Below are 22665 nucleotides of genomic sequence, written 5' to 3'. Positions count from 1 at the left end.
GCGTCACGTGAGCGACCTCGGAAGGTGGTTGCGGATGGCTGGCCCGAAAGCAGATATCCACTTATTTGCACAAAGACACAGATTGACACAATCTCCAATCTATTCCACCGTGCCCATCAAGCTGGAAAAAATTGCAGGGGGTCCGAATATGGCGAAGCTCATTGACTGCCTGGCATCGGTCGCGCTCTCGGCGCTTCTTGCCCTGCCTGCCGCCGCCGGCACGATCACGGTCTATTCCGCTCTGGAGGAGGACGAGATCGCCGCTTATCTAGCTCAGGCATCGAAAGACATGCCTGCGATCAAAGTGAACATACTGCGTCTTTCGACGGGCGATCTCGGAGCGCGGCTCGTCGCCGAGGCGAACAACCCGCAGGCCGACGTGGTCTGGGGTTTCGCCGTCACCAATATGCTCAACCCCGGGATCTACGAGCAACTCGCTCCGTATGAGGTCAAGGACGGCGAATCCTTGACCTCGAAATTTCGTGACCCGGGCAATCGCTGGTTTGCTCCCACGGGATATGTCGGGGCATTCTGTGTGAATATACCGCGCCTCAAGAGGATCGGTGCGCCAGTCCCCAAATCCTGGGCCGACCTGAAGAACCCGATCTACAAGGGAGAGGTCGTGATGCCGGACCCCTCTTCGTCCGGAACCGGCTATTTGCAGATCGCCGCCATCCTGCAGGGAATGGGCGAAGCGCCCGGCTTCAAGCTCATCCAGGACATCCATCCGAACATGGCGCAATACACGACCTCCGGCTCGCGGCCGTGCCGCATGGCCCAGGCCGGCGAGTATGCGATCGGGGCGTCGCTGTCCTATGTGGCGATGCAGGGGATCAGCGAGGGCTATCCGATCGAGATGGTGATCCCCTCGGATTACGCCGGGTACGAACTCGAGGCCAACGGCCTGATGAAGGGCTCGAAGAACGCCGAGGACGCGAAGCGATTCCTCGACTGGACGCTGAGCACGGGCGCCGCCGGCGCATATGCGGACCGCAAGGACCTGGTGACGATCCCCGGCGTGCCCCGCTCCGCAAAAGCCGACAAGTCGGGCCTGCCCAAGGATCTGACGACGATACTCTATCCGATGAACTTCGCCGCATCCGGGCAGGCGCGGGATTCCATCTTGGCAAAATGGCGCCAGGCCGTCGGACGCTGAGCTCGCCATCGACAGGATGCGACGCCTCGCATCCTGTCGCACTCGCGGCTCCGGCATGCATGCCGGCATTCGCGCCGCCCGCTTGGACGTGAATCATGACATTGTCGATACGAGGACTGTCGAAATCGTACGGGACGTTTCAGGTTCTGCACGAAATCGATCTCGATATCGGAGTCGATGAGTTCGTCTGCCTGCTCGGCCCCTCGGGCTGCGGAAAGACCACGCTCCTGCGAGTGATCGCAGGGTTGGAGGGTTTCGAGGAGGGCAGCATCCGGCTCGGCGAGCGCGACCTGAGCGATATCGGCGCGCAGCAGCGCGGCTTCGGCATCGTATTTCAGTCGTACTCGCTTTTTCCTCACATGACGGTCGCAGGCAACATCGGCTACGGGCTCAAGATTCGCAAAAGGCCTGCCGCCGAGATCCGCTCGAAGGTGGAGGATCTCATGGCGCTGGTCCGGCTTTCGCAGTTCGCGGATCGATATCCGTGGCAATTGTCGGGCGGGCAGCAGCAGCGCGTCGCCATCGCGCGCGCGATCGCCGTGGAGCCGTCGCTTCTATTGCTGGACGAACCGCTTTCGGCGCTGGATGCGCGCGTGCGAGCCGAATTGAGGACCGAAGTCCGCCAGGTACAGCGCCGTCTCGGCATTCCGACCGTCATGGTGACGCATGATCAGGAAGAAGCCCTGACCATGGCCGACAAGGTCGTCTGCATGAATGCCGGCCGGATCGAGCAGGTCGGGTCTCCGCAGGACATCTATTCGAAACCGGTCACGCGCTTCGTCGCGGACTTCGTCGGCAGCTCGACCTTGCTGGCCGAGGCGGATGCCGCGCGGCTCGGATTCATGCTGCCCCCGGATGCGGGCGGTCACCTTCTGGCATTGCGGCCGGAGGATGTCGGCATCGTCCCGTCGATGGATGGAAAAGGGAGAATTCGGTCGATCACGTTCCTCGGGAACGTGAATCGGGTGGAAGTGGAGGTGGGCGACCAAATCGTCTTGGCGGAATGCGGCCGCGTCTCGGGTCTCGAGGAAGGCGGCGCGGTCGATCTGCGCATCGCGCCCGGCGCCGGTGCATGGGTGCGGGCGTGAGCGGGCTTCGCCGCCCCTCCCGGAGCTTCCCGGCTTCGGCCGGAGAGCGCATCTTTTATCTCGCGACGCTCTGGATCCCGCTATCGGGACTTGCTCTGTTCTTTCTCTATCCCCTGACGATGGTGCTGTGGCGCAGCCTGTCGCAGCGCGACGGAGCCATCGGTTTCGGCAATTATCGCGAGATCCTGACGCTCGGGCATCTCTGGACCGTCATCGGCAATTCCCTGGTGATGAGTGGGCTGACCACCCTGATTTGCCTCGTCCTGGGATTCGTCATCGCCTACGCGATGCAGCGCACGAAAATGCCGTTGAAATGGCTCGTCTCGCTGGCTTTGGCCCTGCCGCTGCTCGCTCCGTCGTTGGTTCAGGCGCTGGGGCTGATCTTCATGTTCGGAAGGAACGGCCTAGTCACACACCTGACCGGGGTTGAGATGGGCATCTACGGGCTTCCAGGGCTCGTCATCGCGAATGCGATGTATGCGCTTCCGCAGGCGGTGATGATCCTCTCGGTCTCGCTGCGCCACGCCGACCGTCGTCAATACGACGCGGCGCTCGTGCTCGGAGCGTCTCCTTGGCGCCGCTTCGTCGACATCACGCTTCCCGGCGCGCGTTTCGGCCTCTTCAGCGCGGCCTTCGTCTGCTTCACCGTCACGATCACCGATTTCGGCAACGCGGCGGTGATCGGCGGCAATTACAGGGTGCTGGCCTCCGAGATTTACGCGCAGGTCGTCGGCCAGTTGAATTTCAACATGGGCGCGGTGATCGGCATTCTGCTGCTGATCCCAACCCTCTTGGCATTTTATCTCGAAAAAGTGGCGGCCCAGCGTCACACCGTCGGTGAAGGCGCGCTTCCCGTCGAGCCGACACTTTGGCTGGGACGGGACGTCCCGCTTTGGATCACGAGCTTTCTGACCTCGGCTTTTCTGATCGCCATCGTCGCCATGGTCGTATTCGCGAGCTTCGTGCAACTCTGGCCCTATTCACTGAATCCGACCTTCAAGAACTACAACATCGCCACGCACGGTGGTTACGGCCCGCTGTGGACGTCGCTGATCGCTTCGTCGATCACGGCCGCTTTCGGCGCCCTCACGTTGTTCGCGCTGGTGCTGAGCCAGCGGCGCATGGCGCGAACGGGCGCCAAGCTCACCTATCTGCTCGCGATCGTGCCGGTCGGCGTGCCCGGATTGGTACTCGGTCTTTCTTACGTCATCTCGTTCAACGTCCGTCCGGCGATCCCGGGAGTCCTCTACGGAACGGTCTTCCTGATCGCGTTCTGCAACTTCTATCACTATCATTCGCAAGGATTCCTCACGATGGTGACGGGAATCCGCAATGTCCCGCGGTCTCTGGAGGAGACGGTGGTCACGCTGGGCGGCGGCGTCCTTGCCAACCTGCGCGACGTGATCCTGCCCGTCATGACGCCGACGCTGATTTCCGTCTTCTTCTTCCTGTTCATGCGCGGCATGGTCACGCTTTCGGCCGTAATATTTCTCATCACCCCGAGCCTGAGCGTAGGCGCGGTTTCCGTCATGCGGCTCGATCAGGCCGGGTCATCGACGCAGGCCGCCGCCTTTTCTGTTGTCATCATGCTCGTGGTCCTGATCGCCATGGGACTGATGCGCCTTCTCCTGTGGGCACAGGGCGCCGCCGGCGCGCATCGCGCCACATCGTCATGATCGGGAGCAACGCGATGCCCGGGGTGCTCAACGACGACGACGGCCATCCGGTCGCCGTCGAACGGCCCGATGGAGGCGGCGCTGCCGTCGTCATATGCGAACATGCCTCTTGCAAAATCCCCGCTCGGCTCGGAACGCTCGGCCTCGATGAGTCGGCTCTGCGGAGCCACATCGCGTGGGATCCGGGCGCGCTTTCACTCGCCCGGACTCTCTCCGCGGCACTGGATGCAGTCCTCTACCATCAGCGCTTTTCCCGCCTGGTCTACGACTGCAATCGGCCACCGGAATCCGCATCCGCGATTCCGGAGCGCAGCGAGTTTTACGATATTCCTGGTAATCAGAAGATATCTGAGAAACAGCGCGAGGCGCGGATCCGCGAGATCTATCTGCCGTTTCGCGATGGCTTGGCCGCGCTGCTGGAGCGCCGGCTGGCGGAAGGCCGACCCACCATCCTCGTGACCGTCCACAGCTACACGCCCGTCTATTTCGGCCGAAAACGAACCGTCGAGATCGGCATCCTGCATGACAGCGACAGTCGCTTCGCGGATGCGATGCTACTCGCCGCTCGCGGGTCGGACCAGCCGTTCGCGATCCGTCGCAACGAGCCCTATGGCCAGAGTGATGGCGTGACCCACACGCTCATCGAACATGGCGTCAGGAACGCTATCGCCAACGTCATGATCGAGGTCCGCAACGACCTGCTGACCGACGGCGCCCGGTTCGCGGAGGTGTCCGCCTACCTATGCGGCCTCCTGGTCGGGACCGTGGCGAACCTCATGCGCGAATCAGGATCGAAACCGGCCGAAACCGTATCGCCGACGCCGATTCATCGTCCATACCGATCGGAAACGACATCATGACCAAGCCATACACGCTGGAGAACCTGCGCAAGGACATCGCCGCGGGCGAGATCGACACGGTGCTGGCATGTCTCGTCGACATGCAGGGCCGGCTGATGGGCAAGCGCTTTCACGCCGAGTTCTTCGCCGACTGCGGCTATACGGAAACCCATTCCTGCAACTACCTGCTCGCCACCGATATGGAGATGCAGACCGTGCCGGGCTATCGCGCCACGAGTTGGGAGGCGGGATACGGCGACTACATCATGAAGCCAGACCTCTCGACCTTGCGGAAGCTGCCCTGGCTCGCCGGCACGGCCCTCGTCCTGTGCGACGTGCTCGATCACCATACGCATGACGATGTCGCGCATTCCCCCCGGGCCATCCTCAAGCAGCAGGTGAAAAGGCTCGAAGCGATGGGCCTCAAGGCTTTCATGGCCAGCGAGCTCGAATTCTTCCTGTTCGATCAGAGCTACCAGGACGCCCAGCGGTCGGGCTATCGCGGCCTCGAGCCGGCGAGCGGGTACAACGAGGACTATCACATCTTCCAGACGACGAAGGAGGAAGGCGTGATGCGGGCGCTCCGCAACGGCCTCAACGGCGCGGGCATCCCGGTCGAGAACTCCAAGGGGGAAGCATCGGCCGGGCAGGAGGAGATCAATGTCCGCTACGCCGACGCGTTGACGATGGCCGACCGTCACGCGATCATCAAGAACGCCTGCAAGGAGATTGCCTGGCAGCAGGGCAAGTCGATCACCTTCCTGGCCAAGTGGAATTACGACGCGGCGGGCTCCTCGTCACATATCCATCAGTCGCTCTGGAGCCTCGACGGCAAGGAGCCGCGCTTCTTCGACAAGAGCGCGGAATTCACCATGTCCGGTCTGATGCGGCACTACGTTGCCGGTCTGCTGGCCCACGCGTCCGAGTTCACGTATTTCCTCGCGCCTTACATCAACTCCTACAAGCGGTTCGTGGCGGGTACCTTCGCGCCGACCAAGGCGGTCTGGAGCCGCGACAACCGCACGGCCGGCTATCGGCTCTGCGGCGAAGGCACGAAGGCCATTCGCATCGAATGCCGCGTCGGCGGTGCCGACCTCAACCCCTATCTGGCGATGGCCGCGCTGATCGCCGCCGGCATCGCCGGCATCGAAGCAAAACTGCCCCTCCCCAAGCCGTTCGTCGGCGACGCCTATGGCGGCCAGGACATCGGCGAAATCCCCCGCACCCTGCGTGATGCGACGGCGGCGCTTCGCAATTCGACGATGCTGCGGGCCGCTTTCGGCGACGGCGTGGTCGATCACTATGTGAGGGCCGCGGAATGGGAGCAGGAGGAGTTCGATCGCCGCATCACCGATTGGGAGGTCAGGCGCGGTTTCGAGCGCTGCTGACCGTCCTCACCCTTGCCTCACAAGATGACAGGAATGCATTCATGAGCGTGGTCACATGCGTTTCGCCCATCGACGGTTCTGTCTACGCGGAACGGCCGACGATGCGAGGCGAGGACGCCCGACAGGCCGTCGCCCGCGCCCGCAAGGCCCAGAAGCACTGGGCGCGCCTGCCGCTCGAAGAGCGCATCCGGCTCGTCGGCAAAGGCGTGGCCCGCCTGAACGAGATGGCCGAGGAGGTCGTGCCCGAGATCGCCTGGCAGATGGGCCGCCCGATCCGCTACGGCGGCGAGTTCAAGGGCTTCAACGAGCGCGCGGGCCATGTCGCCTCGATCGCCGCGGAGGCTCTGTCTCCGCTGATCGTCGAGGACAGCGCCCGCTTCACCCGGAAGATCCTGCGCGAGCCTCACGGCGTCGTGCTGGTCATCGCGCCCTGGAACTATCCCTACATGACGGCGATCAATTCGGTCGCGCCGGCGCTGATCGCCGGCAACAGCGTCATTCTCAAACATGCGGCCCAGACCCTCCTGGTCGGCGAACGCATGGTCCGGGCCTTCGTCGAGGCCGGCGTTCCCGAGGACGTCTTTCAGAACGCCTTCCTCGATCACGACACGGTCGCGGCGCTCATCGCGGCGCGGAGCTTCGACTGCATCAATTTCACGGGCTCCGTCGAAGGCGGCAAGGCCATCGAGCGCGCCGCCGCCGGAACCTTCGTTCCGCTCGGACTCGAACTCGGCGGCAAGGATCCCGCCTATGTGATGGAGGACGCCGATCTCGACGCGGCGGTCGACACCTTGATGGACGGAGCGACCTTCAATTCCGGCCAATGTTGCTGCGGCATCGAGCGCATCTATGTGACGGCGCCGCTCTACGACGCCTTCGTCGAGAAATCCGTCGCGTGGGTGTCGAACCACAGGCTCGGCAATCCGCTCGACCCGGATACGACGCTCGGCCCCATGGCGCATGTCCGCTTCGCCGCGACGGTTCGCGCTCAGATCGCCCGTGCCCAGGCCAAGGGCGCCCAGGCGCTGGTCGATCCGAAACTCTTCCCCGCCGATGACGGCGGCGCCTATCTCGCGCCCCAGATTCTGGTCGGCGTCGACCACGCCATGGATTTCATGCGCGAGGAGACCTTCGGTCCCGCCGTCGGGATCATGAAGGTCGGGAGCGACGACGAAGCCGTCGCCCTGATGAACGACTCGAAATTCGGCCTGACGGCGTCGCTTTGGACAGGCGATCCGGAGCGAGCGGCGCGGTTGGGCGAGACTGTCGAAACCGGGACCGTCTTCCTCAATCGCGCCGATTATCTGGACCCGGCCCTGTGCTGGACGGGCGTCAAGGAGACCGGGCGCGGCGGTTCGTTGTCCGTCATCGGTTTTCACAACCTGACACGTCCCAAATCCTATCATCTGAAAAAGGTATTCGAATGAGCCCGACCGCGAACTGGAGCTATCCGACCGCCATCAAATTCGGCGCCGGGCGCATCAAGGAACTGGCCGAACACTGCAAGTCGGTCGGAAGCGCCCGGCCGCTTCTGGTGACCGATCGCGGCCTGGCCACGATGGCGATCACGCGCAATGCCCTCGACATCCTCGAGGGCGCGGGTCTCGGCCGCGGCCTCTTCGCCGAGGTGGATCCGAACCCGAACGAGAACAATCTCGAGGCCGGCGTGAAGGCGTTCCGCGATGGCGGCCATGACGGCGTCGTCGCCTTCGGTGGCGGCTCGGGACTGGATCTCGGCAAGGCCGTGGCCTTCATGGTCGGTCAGAACCGTCCGGTCTGGGACTTCGAGGATGTCGACGACTGGTGGACCCGCGCTTCGCTCGACGGCATCGCGCCGATCGTCGCCGTGCCGACCACGGCGGGCACCGGCTCCGAGGTGGGCCGCGCATCCGTCATCACCAACTCCGAGACGCATACGAAAAAGGTGATCTTCCACCCTCGGTTCCTGCCCTCGGTCACGATCTGCGATCCGGAACTGACCGTCGGCATGCCCAAGAGCATCACGGCCGGAACCGGGATGGACGCCTTCGCCCATTGCCTGGAGGCCTACTCGTCGCCGTTCTACCACCCGATGAGCCAGGGGATCGCGCTCGAGGGCATGCGCCTCGTCAAAGACTATCTGCCGCGGGCCTATCGCGACGGCGCCGATATCGAGGCGCGGGCGCAATTGATGTCGGCCGCCGCCATGGGGGCCGTCGCCTTCCAGAAGGGCCTCGGTGCGATCCACGCCCTCTCCCATCCGGTCGGCGCCACATACAACACGCATCACGGCACCACGAATGCGGTGGTGATGCCCGCCGTCCTGCGCTTCAACCGCCGCGCCATCGAAGACCGCATCGGCGCGGCCGCGGCCTATCTCGGCATCGCGGGCGGCTTCGACGGCTTCTACGATTTCGTCGTGTCCCTGCGCGAGGAGCTCGGCATCCCGGACAAGCTGGCGGCCCTCGGCGTCGGAGCGGACAGGATCGACGACATGGCCGCGATGGCCATCGTCGACCCGACCGCGGGCGGGAACCCGGTGCCGCTGACCCTGGACGCAGCCAAACGGCTCCTCGCCGAAGCGATCTGAAGACCGGAAATCTCCGCGGTGATTTTTCATGGCGGCATCGATGCGGAATCAATTTTTGGACAGTCGCGCGCTCATCGTCGGCAACTCATAACGAGCGACCGTCTCGTCGCTCTGGTTGAAGTGATCCGCCCCCGCCGAGAGGTCCGGTTGGCCTCGGCGCGGATGCTGGAGACCCTCGACGAAGAGGTCCGCGTCATCGGCGAAGACGGCCGGATGCGCTGGATCCGCTCGATCGGCAATCCGCGCCGTGTCGCCGGCGGGGCGGCGGTCTCAGGGCCGGGCCGGCCCCGCCGCCGCCCCGCCCTGCCCGGTGTCCTCCAGCCCGACCAGCGCGATCTTGAGATAGCCGGCGTCGCGCAGGAGATTCATCACCGCCATCAGTTCGCGATAGGCGACCGTCCCGTCGGCGCGCAGGAAGACGCGCTGCTCGCGGTCGTTGCCGGTGCGCTGGTCGAGCGTCGCCTGCAGCGCCTCGCGCGGCACGGCGTCGTTGCCGAGCGCGAGCGTGAGGTCGCCCTTCACGGTCAGGAAGACCGGCCTGTCCGGCCTGGCCTGCGGCTTCGCGTTGGAGACGGGCAGGTCGACCGCGACATCGACGGTGGAGAGCGGGGCGGCGACCATGAAGATGATCAGCAGCACCAGGATCACGTCGATGAAGGGCGTGACGTTGATGTCGCTGACCTCGGCGAGGTCGCCATCCTGAGGATCCTTGAGCAAGACGGCCATGGCGCTATTCCGCCGGAACGCGCGGCAGGGCGGCGGCCGGCTCCGGCTGGGCGGCCCGCGGCGGCGAAGGCGCGGCTGGGGCCTGAAGCTGGGGGGCGCGCGGCGCGGCCTGCAGGGACCGAGTTTTGCGCTCCAGATCGCGCGAAAGATGGCGCAGGATCTCGCCCGACGCATCCGACAAAGTGGCGCGATAGCCGGCGATCGAGCGGGCGAAGACGTTGTAGATGATCACGGCGGGGATCGCCGCGACGAGACCGATCGCGGTCGCGAGCAGCGCCTCGGCGATGCCGGGCGCGACCACGGCTAGGTTGGTGGTCTTGGACCGGCTGATGCCGATGAACGCGTTCATGATGCCCCAGACCGTGCCGAACAGCCCCACGAACGGCGCGGTCGAGCCGATCGTCGCGAGCAGGCCGGTGCCCTTGGCCATGGCGCGCCCGGCGCGGGCCTCGTGGCGCGAGAGCGCGATCGCGACGCGCTCCTTGACGCCGTCCTCGGCGAGATCGCCAGAGCGTCGCGTCTCCGCCAGCGCCCCGGCGACGAGCAGACCGACCGCGCCGCGCAGGCGCCCGCTCGTGCCGGCGATCAGCGTGGCGGCCGCTTCGAGCGATTCGGCCTCCTCCAGACGCCGGACCGCCCGGCCGGCGCGCGCCTTGGCGGCCATCAGCTCCAGCGCCTTGGCGAGCCAGATCGTCCAGGTCACGACCGAGGCGAAGGCGAGGCCGACCATCACCGCCTTCACGACGATGTCGGCCGCCATGAACATCCCCCAGGGCGAGAGGTCATACGGCAAGGCGGGCAGGTCCGGAGCCGCGGCAGGCGAGGCCGCAGCGGCAGGCGCGGCTTGCGTCGGAGCAGCCCGGGGCGGGGTGGTCTGGACCGGCGCTGCCGGAGCCGGAGCGACCTGCGCCTGGCTCTCCGGAGCCGGAGCCTGCACTGCCGGCGCCTGCGCAAAAGCAGGGGCCGCGAGCGCGACGGCGATCACCGTCACCATCGCCCGGCAGCGGCCTTGCAAACCTGTCATAGTCATCACTCCGCGACGGCGGCCGCGCGCGAAAGCCGCGCATCGACGAACGTTGGGGCAACGCTCGGGCGGCGCGCCTTTGAGGGCAATGGCTGCGTTGCCCGTCGGCGGACCAATAGGCCGCGATCGGCATATAAATCAAGGAAAACAACAGTTTACATGCTTTCTAAACTGTGGCGGCCTGCGCGAAGACGCGGCTGGCGAGGATGTCGGCCGGCTCCAGCGTCATGATCCTCTCCGCGTCGGGCGCCCTGTCGAGATCGGCAACGAGCCGGTTGGCCTGGCGCAGGCGGGCGCGGTCGAGCGCGTTGCGGATCGAGCGGGCGTTGGAAACAGCGGCTGCGCCTTGCGCGCTGCGATGTATTGCCGGAACGCCTCGGCCGCCTCGCACGTCGCGGGGCTGGCGCGATGTCGCGTCAGCCCAATCGCGCCCGCTTCATGAAGACGCCGCCCTTCATGACGATCGGCATGTGCCTGCCCTGCCTCGTCAGCAGCGACAGATCCTCGAGCGGGTCGCCGTCGACGACGATCAGGTCGGCATGGGCGCCGGGCGCGACGACGCCGATCCTGCCCTCGAGCCCGAGCAGCTTCGCCGCGACATGGGTGGCCGAGCCGATCACCTCATGCGCCGACAGGGTGCGCCCGCGGATGACGAACTCCTCCGACTGGTGGCGGTGCATCTCGCCGAGCAGGTCGCTGCCATACGCCATGGCGAGGCCGGCCTTCTTCATGATGGCGAGCGACTCCATCCCGGCCGCCCGGACGTTCTCGACCTTGGCGATCGAATCGGGCGGGAAGCCGAGCCTGCCGCCCTCGGAGGCGAGCTTGTCGTAGGTGACGAGCGTCGGCACCGCGACCGCGCCCTTCGAGGCCGCGAATTTCGCGGTGTCGGCGTCGATCAGGTTGCAATGCTCCAGCGAATGCACGCCGGCCTCGGCGCAGCGCCGGATCGCCTCCCTGGTGTAGACATGCGCCGAGACATAGGTGCCGGCCATCCGCGCCTCCTCGACGACGGCTTCGAGCTCGGAGACCGAGAAGCCGAGGAAATGGATCGGGTCGGTCGGCGAGGCGCAGCCGCCATTGGCCATGATCTTGATGAAGTCGGCCCCGCTTTTGATCTCCTCGCGCGCGGCGCGGCGGACCTCGGCCTCGCCGTCGCAGATGCGCCCGAGCGCGCCGAGGCGATGCCGGTCGGTGACGCTGGCCCGGTCGTCATAGCGCCCCCGGAAATCGGCATGGCCGCCGGTCTGGCTCAGCGCCTTGCCGGAGATGACGAGGCGCGGCGTCGGGAAATGCCCTTCCTCGGTCGCCTGCTTCAGGCCGAAATCGGCGCCGCCGACATCGCGCACCGTGGTGAAGCCACGCAGCAGCATCGCGCGCATGATGACGAAGGCGCGCGCCGTCACCAGCGAATCCGGCAGGCGGGAGTTCAGGCCCAGATCGGCGACGCCGGCGACGACGTGGACATGGGCGTCGATCAGGCCGGGCATCAGGGTGCGGCCGCCGAGGTCGATCGTGCTCGCCTTTCCGGCCGCGACGGACTTGCCGACCTCGCGGATCATCCCGCCGTCGACGAGCACGCTGACGGGAGCGCCGCGCTCAGGCCTCGTGCCGTCGACGATGCGGGCATTGGTGAGCAGGGTGGCTGCCATGGGACGCTCCCGGGTTGTCCGGGCTTTTCGATAGGGCAGGGCGGTGGCCTTGGGAACAGCTTTCGCCGGCAGGCCCCTGCGGCCCCGGGTGCAACACGAGAATGAGCGCGGGTCCGGTCACGAGCCGTCAGGCCGCTCGCGGCAGGGCGCGAGCGGGGTCGTTGTCGTCAGGTGAACATGTCGGCCGTGATGCCGACATACCAGCCCATGTTCTCTCCTTGAGTCTCCTTGCGCAGTTCGTCGCTCTCGCCGGGCTTGGAGACGAAGGTCTCGGTCGCCGTGATCCTGCCGTCCCTGGGCTCGTAGCGCCCGCCGACCTTGATCGCGTCGTCGGTGTCGATCAGCGACCAACAGGTGTTGAGGTAGCGCGCAGGAAAAGTGCGCGCGTCGGTCAACTCGCCCCGGATCACCATGGCGGCGACCTTGGCCTGGCTGTTGGCGGAGAAGGCGGATTTCGGCATGTCGCCGGCGATGCAGGCGTCGCCGAGCACGAAGATGTCGGGATCGACCGTCGATTTCATGCTGGCGGCGTCGATGGCGCAGTAGCCCCCGGCCGGAGCCAAACCGGCCGAGCGCGCGACCTCGCCGGCCATCTGCGCCGGAATGACGTTGACGAAGGCGCAGTCCTTGTAGGTCTCGAAGCCGGTGACGACGGTGCTGGTCCCAGGATCGACCGACTTGATCCCGTCATGCACCCTGGGACCGAGCCATTCGATCATCGGCCCGTAGCGCTTCTCCCAATCGGCCTGGAACGCGGCCTGCTTGGAGAACATCTCCTTCGGATCGAGGATGATGACCTTGGCGCTGGTCTTGCCGGCCTTCTTCAGCGCATGCGCGAACATCGAGGCGCGCTCATAGGGGCCGGGCGGGCAGCGATAGGGGTTGGGCGGCGCGATCATCACGATCGTCCCGCCATCGGGCACGGCGTCGAGCCTCTCCCTGATCAGCTGCGTCTGGCGGCCGGGCTTCCAGCCATGCGGCATCCGCTCCTCGACGTCCCTGGACCAGCCGGGCACGGAGTCGTATTTCAGATCGATGCCGGGCGAGACGACGAGGCGGTCGTAAGGCAGGCGCTGGCCGGTCGAGAGCGCGACCTCCTTCTTGTCGCGGTCGATCTGCGCGGCGCGGGCGCGGGCGAGCGTGACGCCGTGGTTCTTCGCCAGGGCCTCGTAGCGATGGACGATCTCGTCATAGCTCTTGAACCCGCCGACATAGAGGTTGGAGTGGAAGCAGGTCTGGTAGGTCTCGTTCTCCTCGACCAGCGTGACCGCGATCGCCCCGCCTGAGTCCCTGGCGATGTATTTCGCGGCGGTCGCCCCGCCCGCGCCGCCGCCGATCACGACGACGCGCGGCCTGGCCTGGCCAAGCACGGCCGGCGCGCCGAGGCCGAGCGTGGCGCTCCCGGCCAGGCCCGCCAGGATGAACGAGCGGCGATCGAGATGCATGAGGTGTTCCTCCCCGATGTTTTTCTGGATGGCTTCGGCGCTTCCGGATGGCGCTCCGCCGAGCCTCACGATCTTCATGTTCGAGCTAGTTTGCCGGCTTCAGGCTCTCGTAATACGCCGCCAGCGCCGCGATCTCCTCCGGGCCGAGGCGGGCGGCGATGGTGCGCATGATCTGGTTCTCGCGCCGCCCGTCCTTGTAGGCGCCCATCAGCGCGACGAACTGCTCGGCGGGATAGCCGATGATGGCCGGGATCGCCCCGACCTGCCGGCCGCTGCTCTGGTGGCAGGCGCTGCATTCGGAGGCGAGATATTCGCCGAGCGCGCGGTCGCCGGCGGCATGGGCGTCGCAGCTTGATCCGAGCGCGGCGAGGCCGCCCAGCGCCATCGCCCGCCACACTCTCGCGCGCTCGCCTTGGAAAGCCGTCATGCCGACGTTATCGCGCCGAGCCGTCCGTTCGTCCACCTGCGAACGGTCGAGCTAGCCGCGCAGGCCGGGCGCCTCCTGCCCGGTGCGCGCGACATATTCGGTATAGCCGCCGCCATAGGCGTGGACCCCGTCCGGCGTCAGCTCCAGCAGCCGGTTCGACAGCGCCGCCAGGAAATGGCGGTCGTGGCTGACGAACAGCATCGTGCCCTCGTACTGCGCCAGCGCGCCGATCAGCATCTCCTTGGTGGCGATGTCGAGATGGTTGGTCGGTTCGTCGAGCACGAGGAAGTTCGGCGGGTCGTAGAGCATCAGCGCCATCACCAGCCGCGCCTTCTCGCCGCCGGAGAGCACGCGGCAGCGCTTCTCGACATCGTCGCCGGAAAAGCCGAAGCAGCCGGCGAGCGCCCTGAGCGAGCCCTGGCCGGCCTGCGGGAAGCGGTCCTCCAGCGTCTCGAAGACGGTGCGGTCGCCCTCCAGCAGCTCCATCGCATGCTGGGCGAAATAGCCCATCTTGATGCTGCCGCCGAGCACGACGCTGCCGTCGTCGGCTTCGGTCGCGCCCGTCACCAGCTTGAGCAGCGTCGATTTGCCCGCGCCGTTGACGCCCATCACGCACCAGCGCTCCTTGCGGCGGACCTGGAAGTCGAGCCCCTGATAGATCGCGCGGCCGCCATAGCGCTTGTGGACGCCTTTCAGCGTGACGACGTCCTCGCCCGAGCGCGGCGCGGGCTGGAACTCGAACGACACGGTCTGGCGGCGCTTGGGCGGCTCGACCCGGTCGATCTTGTCGAGCTTCTTGACCCGGCTCTGGACCTGCGCGGCATGCGAGGCGCGCGCCTTGAAGCGCTCGATGAAGGCGATCTCCTTGGCGAGCATCGCCTGCTGGCGCTCGAACTGGGCCTGCTGCTGCTTCTCGGCGAGCGCGCGCTGCTGCTGGTAGAACTCGTAATCGCCGGAATAGGAGGTCAGCGCGCCGCCGTCGATCTCGATGATCTTGCCGACGATGCGGTTCATGAACTCGCGGTCATGCGAGGTCATCAGCAGCGCGCCCTCGTAACCTTTCAGGAAATGCTCCAGCCAGATCAGGCTTTCCAGATCGAGATGGTTCGACGGCTCGTCGAGCAGCATGGCGTCGGGCCGCATCAGCAGGATGCGGGCGAGCGCGACGCGCATCTTCCAGCCGCCGGAGAGCGCGCCGACATCGCCCTCCATCATCTCCTGGCTGAAGCCCAGGCCCGCCAGGACCTCGCGCGCCCGACCGTCGAGCGCATAGCCGTCGAGTTCCTCGAACCGGCCCTGGACCTCGCCATAGCGGGCGATGATCTCGTCCATCTCGTCCGCGCGGTCGGGCTCGCCCATCGCGGCCTCGAGCTCGCGCAGTTCGGCGGCGACGCTGCTGACGGGGCCGGCCCCGTCCATCACGGCCGAGACCGCGCTGACGCCGGCCATGTCGCCGACATCCTGGCTGAAATAGCCGATGGTGACGCCGCGATCGACCTGAACCTGGCCCTCGTCGGGCGCTTCCTCGCCGGTGATCATCCGGAACAGCGTGGTCTTGCCCGCGCCGTTGGGGCCGACGAGCCCGACCTTCTCGCCCTTCTGCAGCGCGGCCGAGGCCTCGATGAAGACGATCTGCTGGCCGTTCTGTTTGCCGATGCTGTCGAGGCGGATCATGATTTTCCGGGACGTCCCTGCGATGTTGCGGCGCACTTAAGCCATGGCGCGTGATGGCGAAAGAGCGCCGCGGCGGCGGGCGCCATTCGGAATTGTATCGGCGGTCACCGCATTGCTTGCCGGGCCGGCTTGGCTTATGGCTGCCGGCCGCTTCGCGTCCCGCCCGTCCGCATCGGACGTTTCGCGACCGATTTCGCCATGTTTTCGAGTCCTGCGCCGCCGGGTCGTCCCCGGCCTGACCCGCTTTCGCCTCCGGCGTCGGCGGCGCGGTCGCGTCTCCTGGCCACATGCATAGGGAAACCGTCATGACCACGGCAGCCATCGGCATCGATTTCGGCACCACCAACAGCGTCGTCGCGCTCGCCGACGCGAATGGCGCGGTGACGACCCGCTCTTTCGCGACCCGCCAGGGCGCGGTCGATGCCTATCGCTCGGCGCTGATGTTCTGGCGCGAGGGCCGCCCGCCGAAAACCCATGTCGTTCATGTCAGCGGTCCCGACGCGCTCGACATGGCGCTCGGCATGAGCGCCGAGCACCGCTTCCTGCAATCGCTGAAGACGCATCTTTCCAGCAGCGCCTTCCAGGAGACGCGGCTGTTCGGCAGGCTCTTCCGGCTCGAGGACCTGATCGGCGTCTTCCTGCGCGATCTCGCGCAGGGGCTGGACGGCGTCGCGGAGCTTCCGCTCGTGTCAGGCAGGCCGGTCGTCTTCGCCGGCGAGCGGCCGGACGAGGAGCTGGCCTTGCGGCGGCTCTCGGCCTCCTACGCCAAAGCCGGCATGCCGGCCGTCGCGTTCGCCTATGAGCCGCTCGGCGCGGCGTACTGGTATGCCCGCGACCTGACGCGGCCGCAGACCATGCTGGTCGCCGATTTCGGCGGCGGCACCAGCGACTTCTCGGTGATGCGCTTCGAGCCCGGCTCCGGCGGCCGCTTCACCGCGACGCCGCTCTCGCATGCCGGCGTCGGCGTCGCCGGCGACACCTTCGACCACCGCATCATCGAGCACGCGATCTCGCCCCGGCTCGGCAAGGGCGCGGATTACCGCTCCTTCGGGAAGCTGCTGCCGATTCCGGCCCATTATCACGCCGCCTTCGCGCAATGGCACCGGCTCTCGCTGATGAAGAGCCGCGAGACCATGGCCGAGCTGCGCGCCCTGATCCGCGACGCGGTCGAGCCCGGCAGGCTCGAGGATCTGCTGACCGTGATCGAATACGATCTCGGCTACGAGCTCTACCGCGCGGTCTCCGCCGCCAAGATCGCCCTGTCCTCTCAAGAGGAGACAATGCTCGATTTCCGGCAGATGGACGTCGTCATCCGCACCCCGATCAGACGCGCCGAGTTCGAGCGCTGGATCGAAGACGATGTCGGCGCGATCGAGACCGCGCTCGACCGGGCGCTGGCGCAGGCCGGGCTCGGTGCAAACGCGATCGAGGCGGTCTTCATGACCGGCGGAACCTCCTACGTGCCGGCGGTCAGGGCGCTGTTCGACCGCCGCTTCGGCGCGGACCGGATCCATGTCGGCGACGCCTTCCGCTCGGTCGCGAGCGGGCTCGCGCTGCTGGCGCTCGATCGCCGGAAAGCGGGTCTGGCGGCCTGAACCGCCGCGGACAGCGTTCGGGCGATCGGTTGGGAAGGTTTCGAGACGAGACGCTCTCCGCCCCCTTCCCCGCTTGCGCTGGGAAGGGGACGCGCTCCTCCTTCAAGCGATCCGTCCTGCGCGCGCCTTGCCCCTCGCGGCGGGCGGGGCTACATCACGGGTCCACTCGCGGGAGCCCCACGCCGATGTCGTCCGACGCCGATCTGCTCGCCGACCGCCGCAGCCTGAGGCGCAAGCTCAGCCTGTGGCGGCTGCTCGCCGTGGTCGGGGCGATCATCGCGGCCGTGGTCGCGGGCCTCGCCTGGAGCGGGCGCACGCCGGGCTCGCTGTCGCAGTCGCACATCGCCCGCGTCACCATCTCCGGCTTCATCTCCGGCGACCGCCGCACGCTCGACCTGATCAAGTCGGTCGAGGACGGGCAGGCCGCCGCCGTGCTGGTCAAGATCGACAGCCCCGGCGGCACCACGACCGGCTCCGAGGCCCTGCACGAGGCGCTGCGCCGGCTCGCCGCCAAGAAGCCGACGGTCGCCGTCGTCGACGGCCTCGCGGCTTCGGGCGGCTACATCGCGGCGCTGGGCTCGGACCGCATCGTGGCGCGCCAGACCTCGCTCGTCGGCTCGATCGGCGTGCTCTTCCAGATCCCCAATGTCGGGCGGCTGATGGACACGATCGGCGTCAAGCTCGAGGAGATCAAGTCGAGCCCGCTGAAGGCGGCGCCGAACGGCTTCGAGCCGACCTCGCCCGAGGCGCGCGCCGCGCTGCAGCGCGTCGTCGACGACAATTACGACTGGTTCAAGCGCATGGTCCGCGACCGGCGCAGGCTCGCCGACTCCGAGCTCGCCGCGGTGTCGGACGGGAGGGTCCATTCAGGCCGCCAGGCGGTGACGCTCAAGCTGGTCGACGAGATCGGCGGCGAGCCCGAGGCGATCGCCTGGCTGGAGCGCGAGAAAGGCGTCGCCAAGGATCTGAAGGTCCGCGACTGGCGCCGCCGCAGCGAATCCTCCTCCTACGGGCTGTGGAGCGCGGGCGAGGCGCTGGCCCGCGCGGCAGGTCTCGAAACGATCGCGGCCGTGATCGCGCGCGCGGCCGACCAGCCGATCGGTTTGCGTCTTGACGGGCCGCTGGCGCTCTGGCAGCCTGCGCTCGAAAAGTGATGTTGATACAAGCGGTTATACTGGAAAATGATAAAATCAGAACTTGTCCAGCGCATCGCCGAGCGCAACACGCATCTCTACCAGCGCGATATCGAGAACATCGTCACGGCGATCCTCGACGAGGTCGTCAAGGCGCTGGCGCGCGGCGACCGGGTCGAATTGCGCGGCTTCGGCGCTTTTTCGCGCAAGGCGCGCGCCGCCCGCGTCGGCCGCAACCCCCGCACCGGCGATGCGGTCGCCGTCGACGAGAAGTTCGTGCCGGTGTTCAAGACTGGCAAGGAGCTCAGGCTCAGGCTGAACGGCAAGACGTGACGATAGCCGACCCACCAGCCCTCATCCTGGCAGGAGCCGCGGCGCGCGGCGTCTCCAAGGATGATCCGGAAGCGGCTGGAATATCCTTCGAGACGCCATTTCTGCCGGAATGGCTCCCCAGGATGAGGGTTCGCGAAAGACAGATTGGAAGCCCGCGATGAAATCCATCCTCAAGCTGCTTGTGCTGGTCCCGGTCGCCCTGGCGATCGTGCTGTTCTCGGTCGCGAACCGCGCCCCGGTGCGCATCTCCTTCGATCCCTTCAGCCGCGACGCGCCGGTCTTCGCCTACGACATGCCGCTTTTCGCCGTGGTGCTGGCGGCGATCGCCGCAGGCGTGCTGATCGGCGGCTTCGCCTCCTGGCTGGCGCAGGGCAAGCATCGCAAGGCGGCGCGCCGCAACCGTCGCGAGGCCGAGAGCCTGCGCTCGGAGGCGCAGTCGCTGCGTTCCGCCGTTCCGGATTCCGCGCTTCCGGCGCTCACCAGCGGTCGGCTCTGAATGCGTCTCTTCGATGAGGCCGCCATCGACGCGGCGCTGAGCTATCCCGGCCTGATCGACATCCTCGAACAGGCCTTTCGCGAAGGCGGCAATCAGCCGCCGCGCGGCCATCACGATGTCGGCCGGAACGGCGAAAGCGCGATCCTGCTGATCATGCCGGCCTGGAGCGGCGCGGACGCGGCCGTGCCCTATATCGGCACCAAGATCGTCTCGGTCTTCTTCCAGAACGCCAGCCGCGACCTGCCGGGCGTGATGGGCGCCTATCTGCTGATGGACGGGGCGACGGGCGCGCCGCTCGCGGTGATGGACGGCAACCGTCTGACCTTGTGGCGCACGGCGGGCGCCTCGGCGCTGGCGGCGCGCTACATGGCCGCGCCCAAGGCCAGCCACATGCTGATGGTCGGCGCCGGCGCGCTCGCGCCCTTCCTCGTCAAGGCGCAGCGCTCGGTGCGGCCGCTGACCGACATCGCGATCTGGGCGCGCCGTCCGGAGGCCGCTGAGGCCGTGGTCGCGCGGCTCGCGGCGGACGGCATCGAGGCCCGCGCCACCACCGATCTCGAAGGCGAGGCGCGCACCGCCGACATCATCTCCTGCGCCACCAACGCGACCGAGCCGCTGATCCACGGCAAATGGCTGAAGCGCGACGCGCATCTCGATCTGGTCGGCGCCTTCACCATGCAGATGCGCGAGACCGATGCGGATGCGTTGACGCGCGCCAGGGTCGTGGTCGACTCGTGGAAGGCGGTGACCGAGGGCGGCGACGTCGCGGTCGCGATCGGCGAGGGCAGTTACGGCGCCGACCAGATCGCGGGCACGCTCGCCGATCTCTGCACCGGCGCGATCGCCGGCTCCGCGCCGGGCGGCGAGATCACGCTGTTCAAGTCGGTCGGCGTGTCGCTCGAGGATCTGGCCGCGGCCATCGCCGTCTGGAACAGCAGATCCTCCGGTTAACGCGGGCCGGGCGTCAGACCCGGACCGGCGCTCCGCCGAGCGCGCCGAGCAGCCAGAGCACCAGCACGATCGTCAGGGCGAGGCCGAGCACGCCGCCGAGGCCCGCGCCGCCATAGCTGCGATGGCCGTAATAGCCGCCGCCTCCGACGAGGAGGATGATGAGAAGAACGATGACGAGCGTGGACATGGCGCGTGCCTTCCTGAAGCCGGCTTGCCGATCGACCTCGCGATCGACCGGATGGATTCACGCAACGCCCGTGATGGAGACCATGTTCCCTCGCGACGAATCCCGGTTCATTCGACCTTGACGCCGATCTCCCTGATCAGGTCGCCCCACTTCTTCTGCTCGGCCTGGACGAAGGCCGCGAGTTCGGCCGGCGTATTGCCGACGGGTTCGGCCGCCAGAACGTCCATCTTGGCGCGCACCGCCGGGTCTGCGATCGCGGCCCTGGTGTCGGCCTGCGTCCGGTCGATCACGGCTTGCGGCGTTTTCGCCGGCGCAAACAGCGCGAACCAGGACGAGACGTCGAAGCCCGGCACGACCTCGGCGATCGGCTGAAACTCCTGCGCGGTGGGCGAGCGCCGGGCCGTGGTCACCCCGAAGCCGCGGATGGCGCCGGCCCGCGCATGCGGCAGGGCCGAGGTGATGTTGTCGAACATCAGATCGACGCGCCCGCCGATCAGGTCCTGGATCGCCTGAGCGGAGCCGCGATAGGGCACGTGCACCATCTTTGTCCCGGTCAGCTTCTGGAACAGTTCGCCGGCGAGATGGATCGAGGTGCCGACGCCGGACGAGGCGTAGGTCAGCTTGCCCGGATTGGCCCTGGCATGGGCGACGAGCTCGGCGGTGTCCCCGACCGGCAGGGTCTTGTTGACGACCAGCAGGTTCGGCACCATCGCCACCATGGTGATCGGCGTCAGATCCTTGAGCGGGTCGTAATTGACCTTGGCGTAGAGGTACGGGTTGGCGACGAGGCCGACCGAGGCGATCATCAGCGTCTCGCCGTTCGGCTCAGAGCGCACCACCGAATCGACGCCGATATTGCCGCCGGCGCCGGGCCGGTTCTCGACGACGAGAGTGCTGCCCCAGGCCTGGCCCAGCTTGTCGGCCATGAGCCGGCCGAGGATGTCGGTCGCCCCGCCGGGCGGGAAGGGCACGATCAGCCTGATCGTGCGGCCCTGCGGCCAGGCGGCCTGGGCAAAGGCCAGGTCGGGAACGGCCACTCCGGCGCCGAGCGCGGCGAGAAGCGAACGGCGGTCGATGGTGAACGCGGCCATGGTGATCGCCTCTTCCGGGGATGGCTTTGCGGACTTGCGGCCGCCTTGTCGTTGGCCGCCAAGCTGCAGCGCCAGGACCGGCTTGTCCACTGGCGCGCCGCTTGACGAAAGCCGCGCGAGCCGGCGTCCTTGCCCGATGCGCCTCCTTCCCCGCCGAATCACCGGATTCTGTCTGCTCGTCGCGGCGGCGCTGGCTGCGGCTCCGGGACACGCCCAGTCCACCGCCGACGAGGAGGCGAAGCGCCGCGCCGCCAATATCGCCGCCTTCCCCGACGCGGCGCGCGCATTGTTCGGCCAGAAGACCGCGCCTGCGAACCTGCAGGCGCGCGCCATCGGCTCCTATGCGCGCGGCTGCCTCGCGGGCGCGACCGCGCTGCCGGTCGACGGGCCGAGCTGGCAGGTGATGCGGCAGGCCCGCAACCGCAACTGGGGCCATCCCATCCTGATCGACTATCTGGAGAATCTCGCCCGCGACGTGCCGCGCCTCACCGGCTGGCCCGGCCTCCTGGTCGGCGACATCTCGCAGCCGCGCGGCGGGCCGATGCTGACCGGCCACGCCTCGCACCAGATCGGCCTCGACGCCGATCTCTGGCTGACGCCGATGCCGAAGGAGAAGCTCGACCGCGACGCGCGCGAGAACATGCCCGCCGTCAACATGGCGCGGGCGGACTGGCGCGACGTCGATCCCAGGATCTGGACGCCCGGTCATGGCCGGCTGATCAGGGCGGCGGCCGCCGACCCCCGCGTCGAGCGCGTCTTCGTCAACCCGGCGCTGAAGGTCGCGCTCTGCCGCGAGGCCGGAGCCGATCGCGCCTGGCTCGGCAAGGTCAGGCCGATGTGGGGCCACAACTACCATTTCCACGTCAGGATGAGCTGCCCGCCCGGCGCGGAAGGCTGCTCGGGCCAGGAGCCGCCCAATGTCGGCGATGGCTGCGGCGAGGAGCTCTCGGGCTGGATCGAGCGCCAGCGCGCCGCGATCTTCGCGCCGCCAAGGCCGCCGCCGAAGACGCCGCCCAGGCCCAGGCCGCCGATGTCGCTCGACGCGCTCCCGGCCGAATGCCGGCAGGTGCTGGCGTCGCGGTAAAACGACGCCTTTCACATCCTTCAGCTCATCCCGGACAAGCGGCGAAGCCGCGCCGATCCGGGAGCCATCATGGAGCGCCGTCGCTCCCGTAAGATGGATCACGGATATCAGCTTCGCTGCGTTCGGTATGA

The 22665-nt window shown here is 67.3% G+C and carries 21 protein-coding genes and 1 pseudogene; 13 read left to right on the top strand and 9 right to left on the bottom strand.

From position 1 onward, the window contains the following. The first annotated feature begins 34 nt into the window (after positions 1–34). The 7 genes from AC1RRW_RS06410 (at position 35) to AC1RRW_RS06380 (ending at position 8716) form a co-directional block, all read left to right on the top strand. Positions 35–1156 carry an ABC transporter substrate-binding protein gene (locus AC1RRW_RS06410; protein WP_492899776.1) on the top strand — a complete coding sequence of 374 codons (1122 nt, stop codon included), beginning with the start codon at positions 35–37 and terminating at the stop codon, positions 1154–1156. 95 nt (positions 1157–1251) lie between these two features. Continuing rightward, positions 1252–2244 carry an ABC transporter ATP-binding protein gene (locus tag AC1RRW_RS06405; protein ID WP_492899775.1) on the top strand — a complete coding sequence of 331 codons (993 nt, stop codon included), beginning with the start codon at positions 1252–1254 and terminating at the stop codon, positions 2242–2244. Further along, positions 2229–3920, top strand: coding sequence for an ABC transporter permease subunit (locus tag AC1RRW_RS06400; RefSeq protein ID WP_492899774.1), 1692 nt, complete (start codon positions 2229–2231; stop codon positions 3918–3920). The genes AC1RRW_RS06405 and AC1RRW_RS06400 overlap by 16 nt, the downstream gene beginning before the upstream one ends. A 14-nt stretch (positions 3921–3934) precedes the next feature. Continuing rightward, the gene (locus AC1RRW_RS06395) at positions 3935–4780 is read left to right on the top strand and encodes an N-formylglutamate amidohydrolase (RefSeq protein WP_492899773.1); all 846 of its coding nucleotides are present in this window, start codon (positions 3935–3937) and stop codon (positions 4778–4780) included. Next, entirely contained in the window at positions 4777–6147 is a 1371-nt protein-coding gene (locus tag AC1RRW_RS06390) for a glutamine synthetase family protein (protein ID WP_492899771.1), read from the top strand. Before AC1RRW_RS06395 ends, AC1RRW_RS06390 begins: the two co-directional genes overlap by 4 nt. A 41-nt stretch (positions 6148–6188) precedes the next feature. Then, positions 6189–7574 (top strand): aldehyde dehydrogenase family protein, encoded by a 1386-nt coding sequence (locus AC1RRW_RS06385; RefSeq protein WP_492899769.1) that lies wholly within the window; start codon positions 6189–6191, stop codon positions 7572–7574. Then, positions 7571–8716 carry an iron-containing alcohol dehydrogenase gene (locus tag AC1RRW_RS06380; protein ID WP_492899767.1) on the top strand — a complete coding sequence of 382 codons (1146 nt, stop codon included), beginning with the start codon at positions 7571–7573 and terminating at the stop codon, positions 8714–8716. The genes AC1RRW_RS06385 and AC1RRW_RS06380 overlap by 4 nt, the downstream gene beginning before the upstream one ends. Positions 8717–8986: 270 nt before the next feature. Here the strand turns inward: AC1RRW_RS06380 and exbD are convergent, their stop codons facing one another. From exbD to AC1RRW_RS06345, 7 genes and pseudogenes are all read right to left on the bottom strand, one after another. Next, the gene (gene exbD, locus AC1RRW_RS06375; RefSeq protein ID WP_492899766.1) at positions 8987–9442 is read right to left on the bottom strand and encodes a TonB system transport protein ExbD; all 456 of its coding nucleotides are present in this window, start codon (positions 9440–9442) and stop codon (positions 8987–8989) included. Between the two features lie 4 nt (positions 9443–9446). Next, positions 9447–10472 (bottom strand): tonB-system energizer ExbB, encoded by a 1026-nt coding sequence (gene exbB / locus AC1RRW_RS06370; protein WP_492899765.1) that lies wholly within the window; start codon positions 10470–10472, stop codon positions 9447–9449. A 160-nt stretch (positions 10473–10632) separates the two neighbouring features. After that, positions 10633–10859: pseudogene (locus AC1RRW_RS06365) on the bottom strand (CbbX protein); the annotation flags it as partial. A gap of 23 nt (positions 10860–10882) precedes the next feature. Continuing rightward, positions 10883–12118 carry a metal-dependent hydrolase family protein gene (locus tag AC1RRW_RS06360; RefSeq protein ID WP_492899764.1) on the bottom strand — a complete coding sequence of 412 codons (1236 nt, stop codon included), beginning with the start codon at positions 12116–12118 and terminating at the stop codon, positions 10883–10885. A 167-nt stretch (positions 12119–12285) separates the two neighbouring features. Beyond that, positions 12286–13563: an FCSD flavin-binding domain-containing protein gene (locus tag AC1RRW_RS06355; protein WP_492899762.1), complete on the bottom strand. Its 1278-nt coding sequence runs from the start codon at positions 13561–13563 to the stop codon at positions 12286–12288. 85 nt (positions 13564–13648) lie between these two features. Further along, entirely contained in the window at positions 13649–13990 is a 342-nt protein-coding gene (locus tag AC1RRW_RS06350) for a c-type cytochrome (protein WP_492899761.1), read from the bottom strand. A gap of 51 nt (positions 13991–14041) precedes the next feature. Beyond that, the gene (locus AC1RRW_RS06345; protein ID WP_492899759.1) at positions 14042–15664 is read right to left on the bottom strand and encodes an ABC-F family ATP-binding cassette domain-containing protein; all 1623 of its coding nucleotides are present in this window, start codon (positions 15662–15664) and stop codon (positions 14042–14044) included. Positions 15665–15969: 305 nt separating this feature from the next. Here AC1RRW_RS06345 and AC1RRW_RS06340 point away from each other — a divergent pair, with 305 nt between their 5' ends. The 5 genes from AC1RRW_RS06340 to lhpI all read left to right on the top strand — a co-directional run bounded on the left by AC1RRW_RS06340 (position 15970) and on the right by lhpI (position 20172). After that, positions 15970–17259 (top strand): Hsp70 family protein, encoded by a 1290-nt coding sequence (locus AC1RRW_RS06340; RefSeq protein ID WP_492899758.1) that lies wholly within the window; start codon positions 15970–15972, stop codon positions 17257–17259. A gap of 185 nt (positions 17260–17444) precedes the next feature. After that, a complete protein-coding gene (gene sppA, locus AC1RRW_RS06335; protein WP_492899757.1) occupies positions 17445–18413 on the top strand; it encodes a signal peptide peptidase SppA in 969 nt (322 codons plus the stop codon). Between the two features lie 27 nt (positions 18414–18440). Then, complete coding sequence (gene ihfB, locus AC1RRW_RS06330) at positions 18441–18725, top strand: integration host factor subunit beta (RefSeq protein WP_492899756.1); 285 nt, start codon at positions 18441–18443, stop codon at positions 18723–18725. A 157-nt stretch (positions 18726–18882) separates the two neighbouring features. After that, positions 18883–19221 carry a LapA family protein gene (locus AC1RRW_RS06325; RefSeq protein WP_492899755.1) on the top strand — a complete coding sequence of 113 codons (339 nt, stop codon included), beginning with the start codon at positions 18883–18885 and terminating at the stop codon, positions 19219–19221. Then, entirely contained in the window at positions 19222–20172 is a 951-nt protein-coding gene (lhpI, locus tag AC1RRW_RS06320; protein ID WP_492899754.1) for a bifunctional Delta(1)-pyrroline-2-carboxylate/Delta(1)-piperideine-2-carboxylate reductase, read from the top strand. A 13-nt stretch (positions 20173–20185) separates the two neighbouring features. Here lhpI and AC1RRW_RS06315 read toward each other — a convergent pair whose 3' ends face one another. Both AC1RRW_RS06315 and AC1RRW_RS06310 read right to left on the bottom strand, forming a co-directional pair. Next, positions 20186–20359: a DUF3309 family protein gene (locus tag AC1RRW_RS06315; protein ID WP_492899753.1), complete on the bottom strand. Its 174-nt coding sequence runs from the start codon at positions 20357–20359 to the stop codon at positions 20186–20188. 107 nt (positions 20360–20466) lie between these two features. Then, entirely contained in the window at positions 20467–21450 is a 984-nt protein-coding gene (locus tag AC1RRW_RS06310; protein WP_492899751.1) for a Bug family tripartite tricarboxylate transporter substrate binding protein, read from the bottom strand. A gap of 136 nt (positions 21451–21586) precedes the next feature. Here AC1RRW_RS06310 and mepA point away from each other — a divergent pair, with 136 nt between their 5' ends. Then, the gene (gene mepA / locus AC1RRW_RS06305) at positions 21587–22534 is read left to right on the top strand and encodes a penicillin-insensitive murein endopeptidase (protein WP_492899750.1); all 948 of its coding nucleotides are present in this window, start codon (positions 21587–21589) and stop codon (positions 22532–22534) included. Positions 22535–22665 lie beyond the last annotated feature (131 nt).

The sequence above is a fragment of the Allobosea sp. GW821-FHT12C12 genome, from assembly GCF_058807355.1.
This window is presented reverse-complemented; position numbering and strand designations above follow the sequence as displayed.

Bases quoted from the DNA above. Each gene is read 5' to 3' on its own strand.
- AC1RRW_RS06325 (WP_492899755.1), top strand. From the start codon at position 18,883: ATGAAATCCATCCTCAAGCTGCTTGTGCTGGTCCCGGTCGCCCTGGCG.
- AC1RRW_RS06410 (WP_492899776.1), top strand. From the start codon at position 35: ATGGCTGGCCCGAAAGCAGATATCCACTTATTTGCACAAAGACACAGA.
- AC1RRW_RS06380 (WP_492899767.1), top strand. From the start codon at position 7,571: ATGAGCCCGACCGCGAACTGGAGCTATCCGACCGCCATCAAATTCGGC.
- AC1RRW_RS06345 (WP_492899759.1), bottom strand. From the start codon at position 15,664: ATGATCCGCCTCGACAGCATCGGCAAACAGAACGGCCAGCAGATCGTC.
- AC1RRW_RS06355 (WP_492899762.1), bottom strand. From the start codon at position 13,563: ATGCATCTCGATCGCCGCTCGTTCATCCTGGCGGGCCTGGCCGGGAGC.
- AC1RRW_RS06350 (WP_492899761.1), bottom strand. From the start codon at position 13,990: ATGACGGCTTTCCAAGGCGAGCGCGCGAGAGTGTGGCGGGCGATGGCG.
- exbB (WP_492899765.1), bottom strand. From the start codon at position 10,472: ATGACTATGACAGGTTTGCAAGGCCGCTGCCGGGCGATGGTGACGGTG.
- AC1RRW_RS06315 (WP_492899753.1), bottom strand. From the start codon at position 20,359: ATGTCCACGCTCGTCATCGTTCTTCTCATCATCCTCCTCGTCGGAGGC.
- AC1RRW_RS06400 (WP_492899774.1), top strand. From the start codon at position 2,229: ATGGGTGCGGGCGTGAGCGGGCTTCGCCGCCCCTCCCGGAGCTTCCCG.
- mepA (WP_492899750.1), top strand. From the start codon at position 21,587: ATGCGCCTCCTTCCCCGCCGAATCACCGGATTCTGTCTGCTCGTCGCG.
- AC1RRW_RS06385 (WP_492899769.1), top strand. From the start codon at position 6,189: ATGAGCGTGGTCACATGCGTTTCGCCCATCGACGGTTCTGTCTACGCG.
- ihfB (WP_492899756.1), top strand. From the start codon at position 18,441: ATGATAAAATCAGAACTTGTCCAGCGCATCGCCGAGCGCAACACGCAT.
- lhpI (WP_492899754.1), top strand. From the start codon at position 19,222: ATGCGTCTCTTCGATGAGGCCGCCATCGACGCGGCGCTGAGCTATCCC.
- AC1RRW_RS06405 (WP_492899775.1), top strand. From the start codon at position 1,252: ATGACATTGTCGATACGAGGACTGTCGAAATCGTACGGGACGTTTCAG.
- exbD (WP_492899766.1), bottom strand. From the start codon at position 9,442: ATGGCCGTCTTGCTCAAGGATCCTCAGGATGGCGACCTCGCCGAGGTC.
- AC1RRW_RS06395 (WP_492899773.1), top strand. From the start codon at position 3,935: ATGCCCGGGGTGCTCAACGACGACGACGGCCATCCGGTCGCCGTCGAA.
- AC1RRW_RS06340 (WP_492899758.1), top strand. From the start codon at position 15,970: ATGACCACGGCAGCCATCGGCATCGATTTCGGCACCACCAACAGCGTC.
- AC1RRW_RS06390 (WP_492899771.1), top strand. From the start codon at position 4,777: ATGACCAAGCCATACACGCTGGAGAACCTGCGCAAGGACATCGCCGCG.
- AC1RRW_RS06310 (WP_492899751.1), bottom strand. From the start codon at position 21,450: ATGGCCGCGTTCACCATCGACCGCCGTTCGCTTCTCGCCGCGCTCGGC.
- sppA (WP_492899757.1), top strand. From the start codon at position 17,445: ATGTCGTCCGACGCCGATCTGCTCGCCGACCGCCGCAGCCTGAGGCGC.
- AC1RRW_RS06360 (WP_492899764.1), bottom strand. From the start codon at position 12,118: ATGGCAGCCACCCTGCTCACCAATGCCCGCATCGTCGACGGCACGAGG.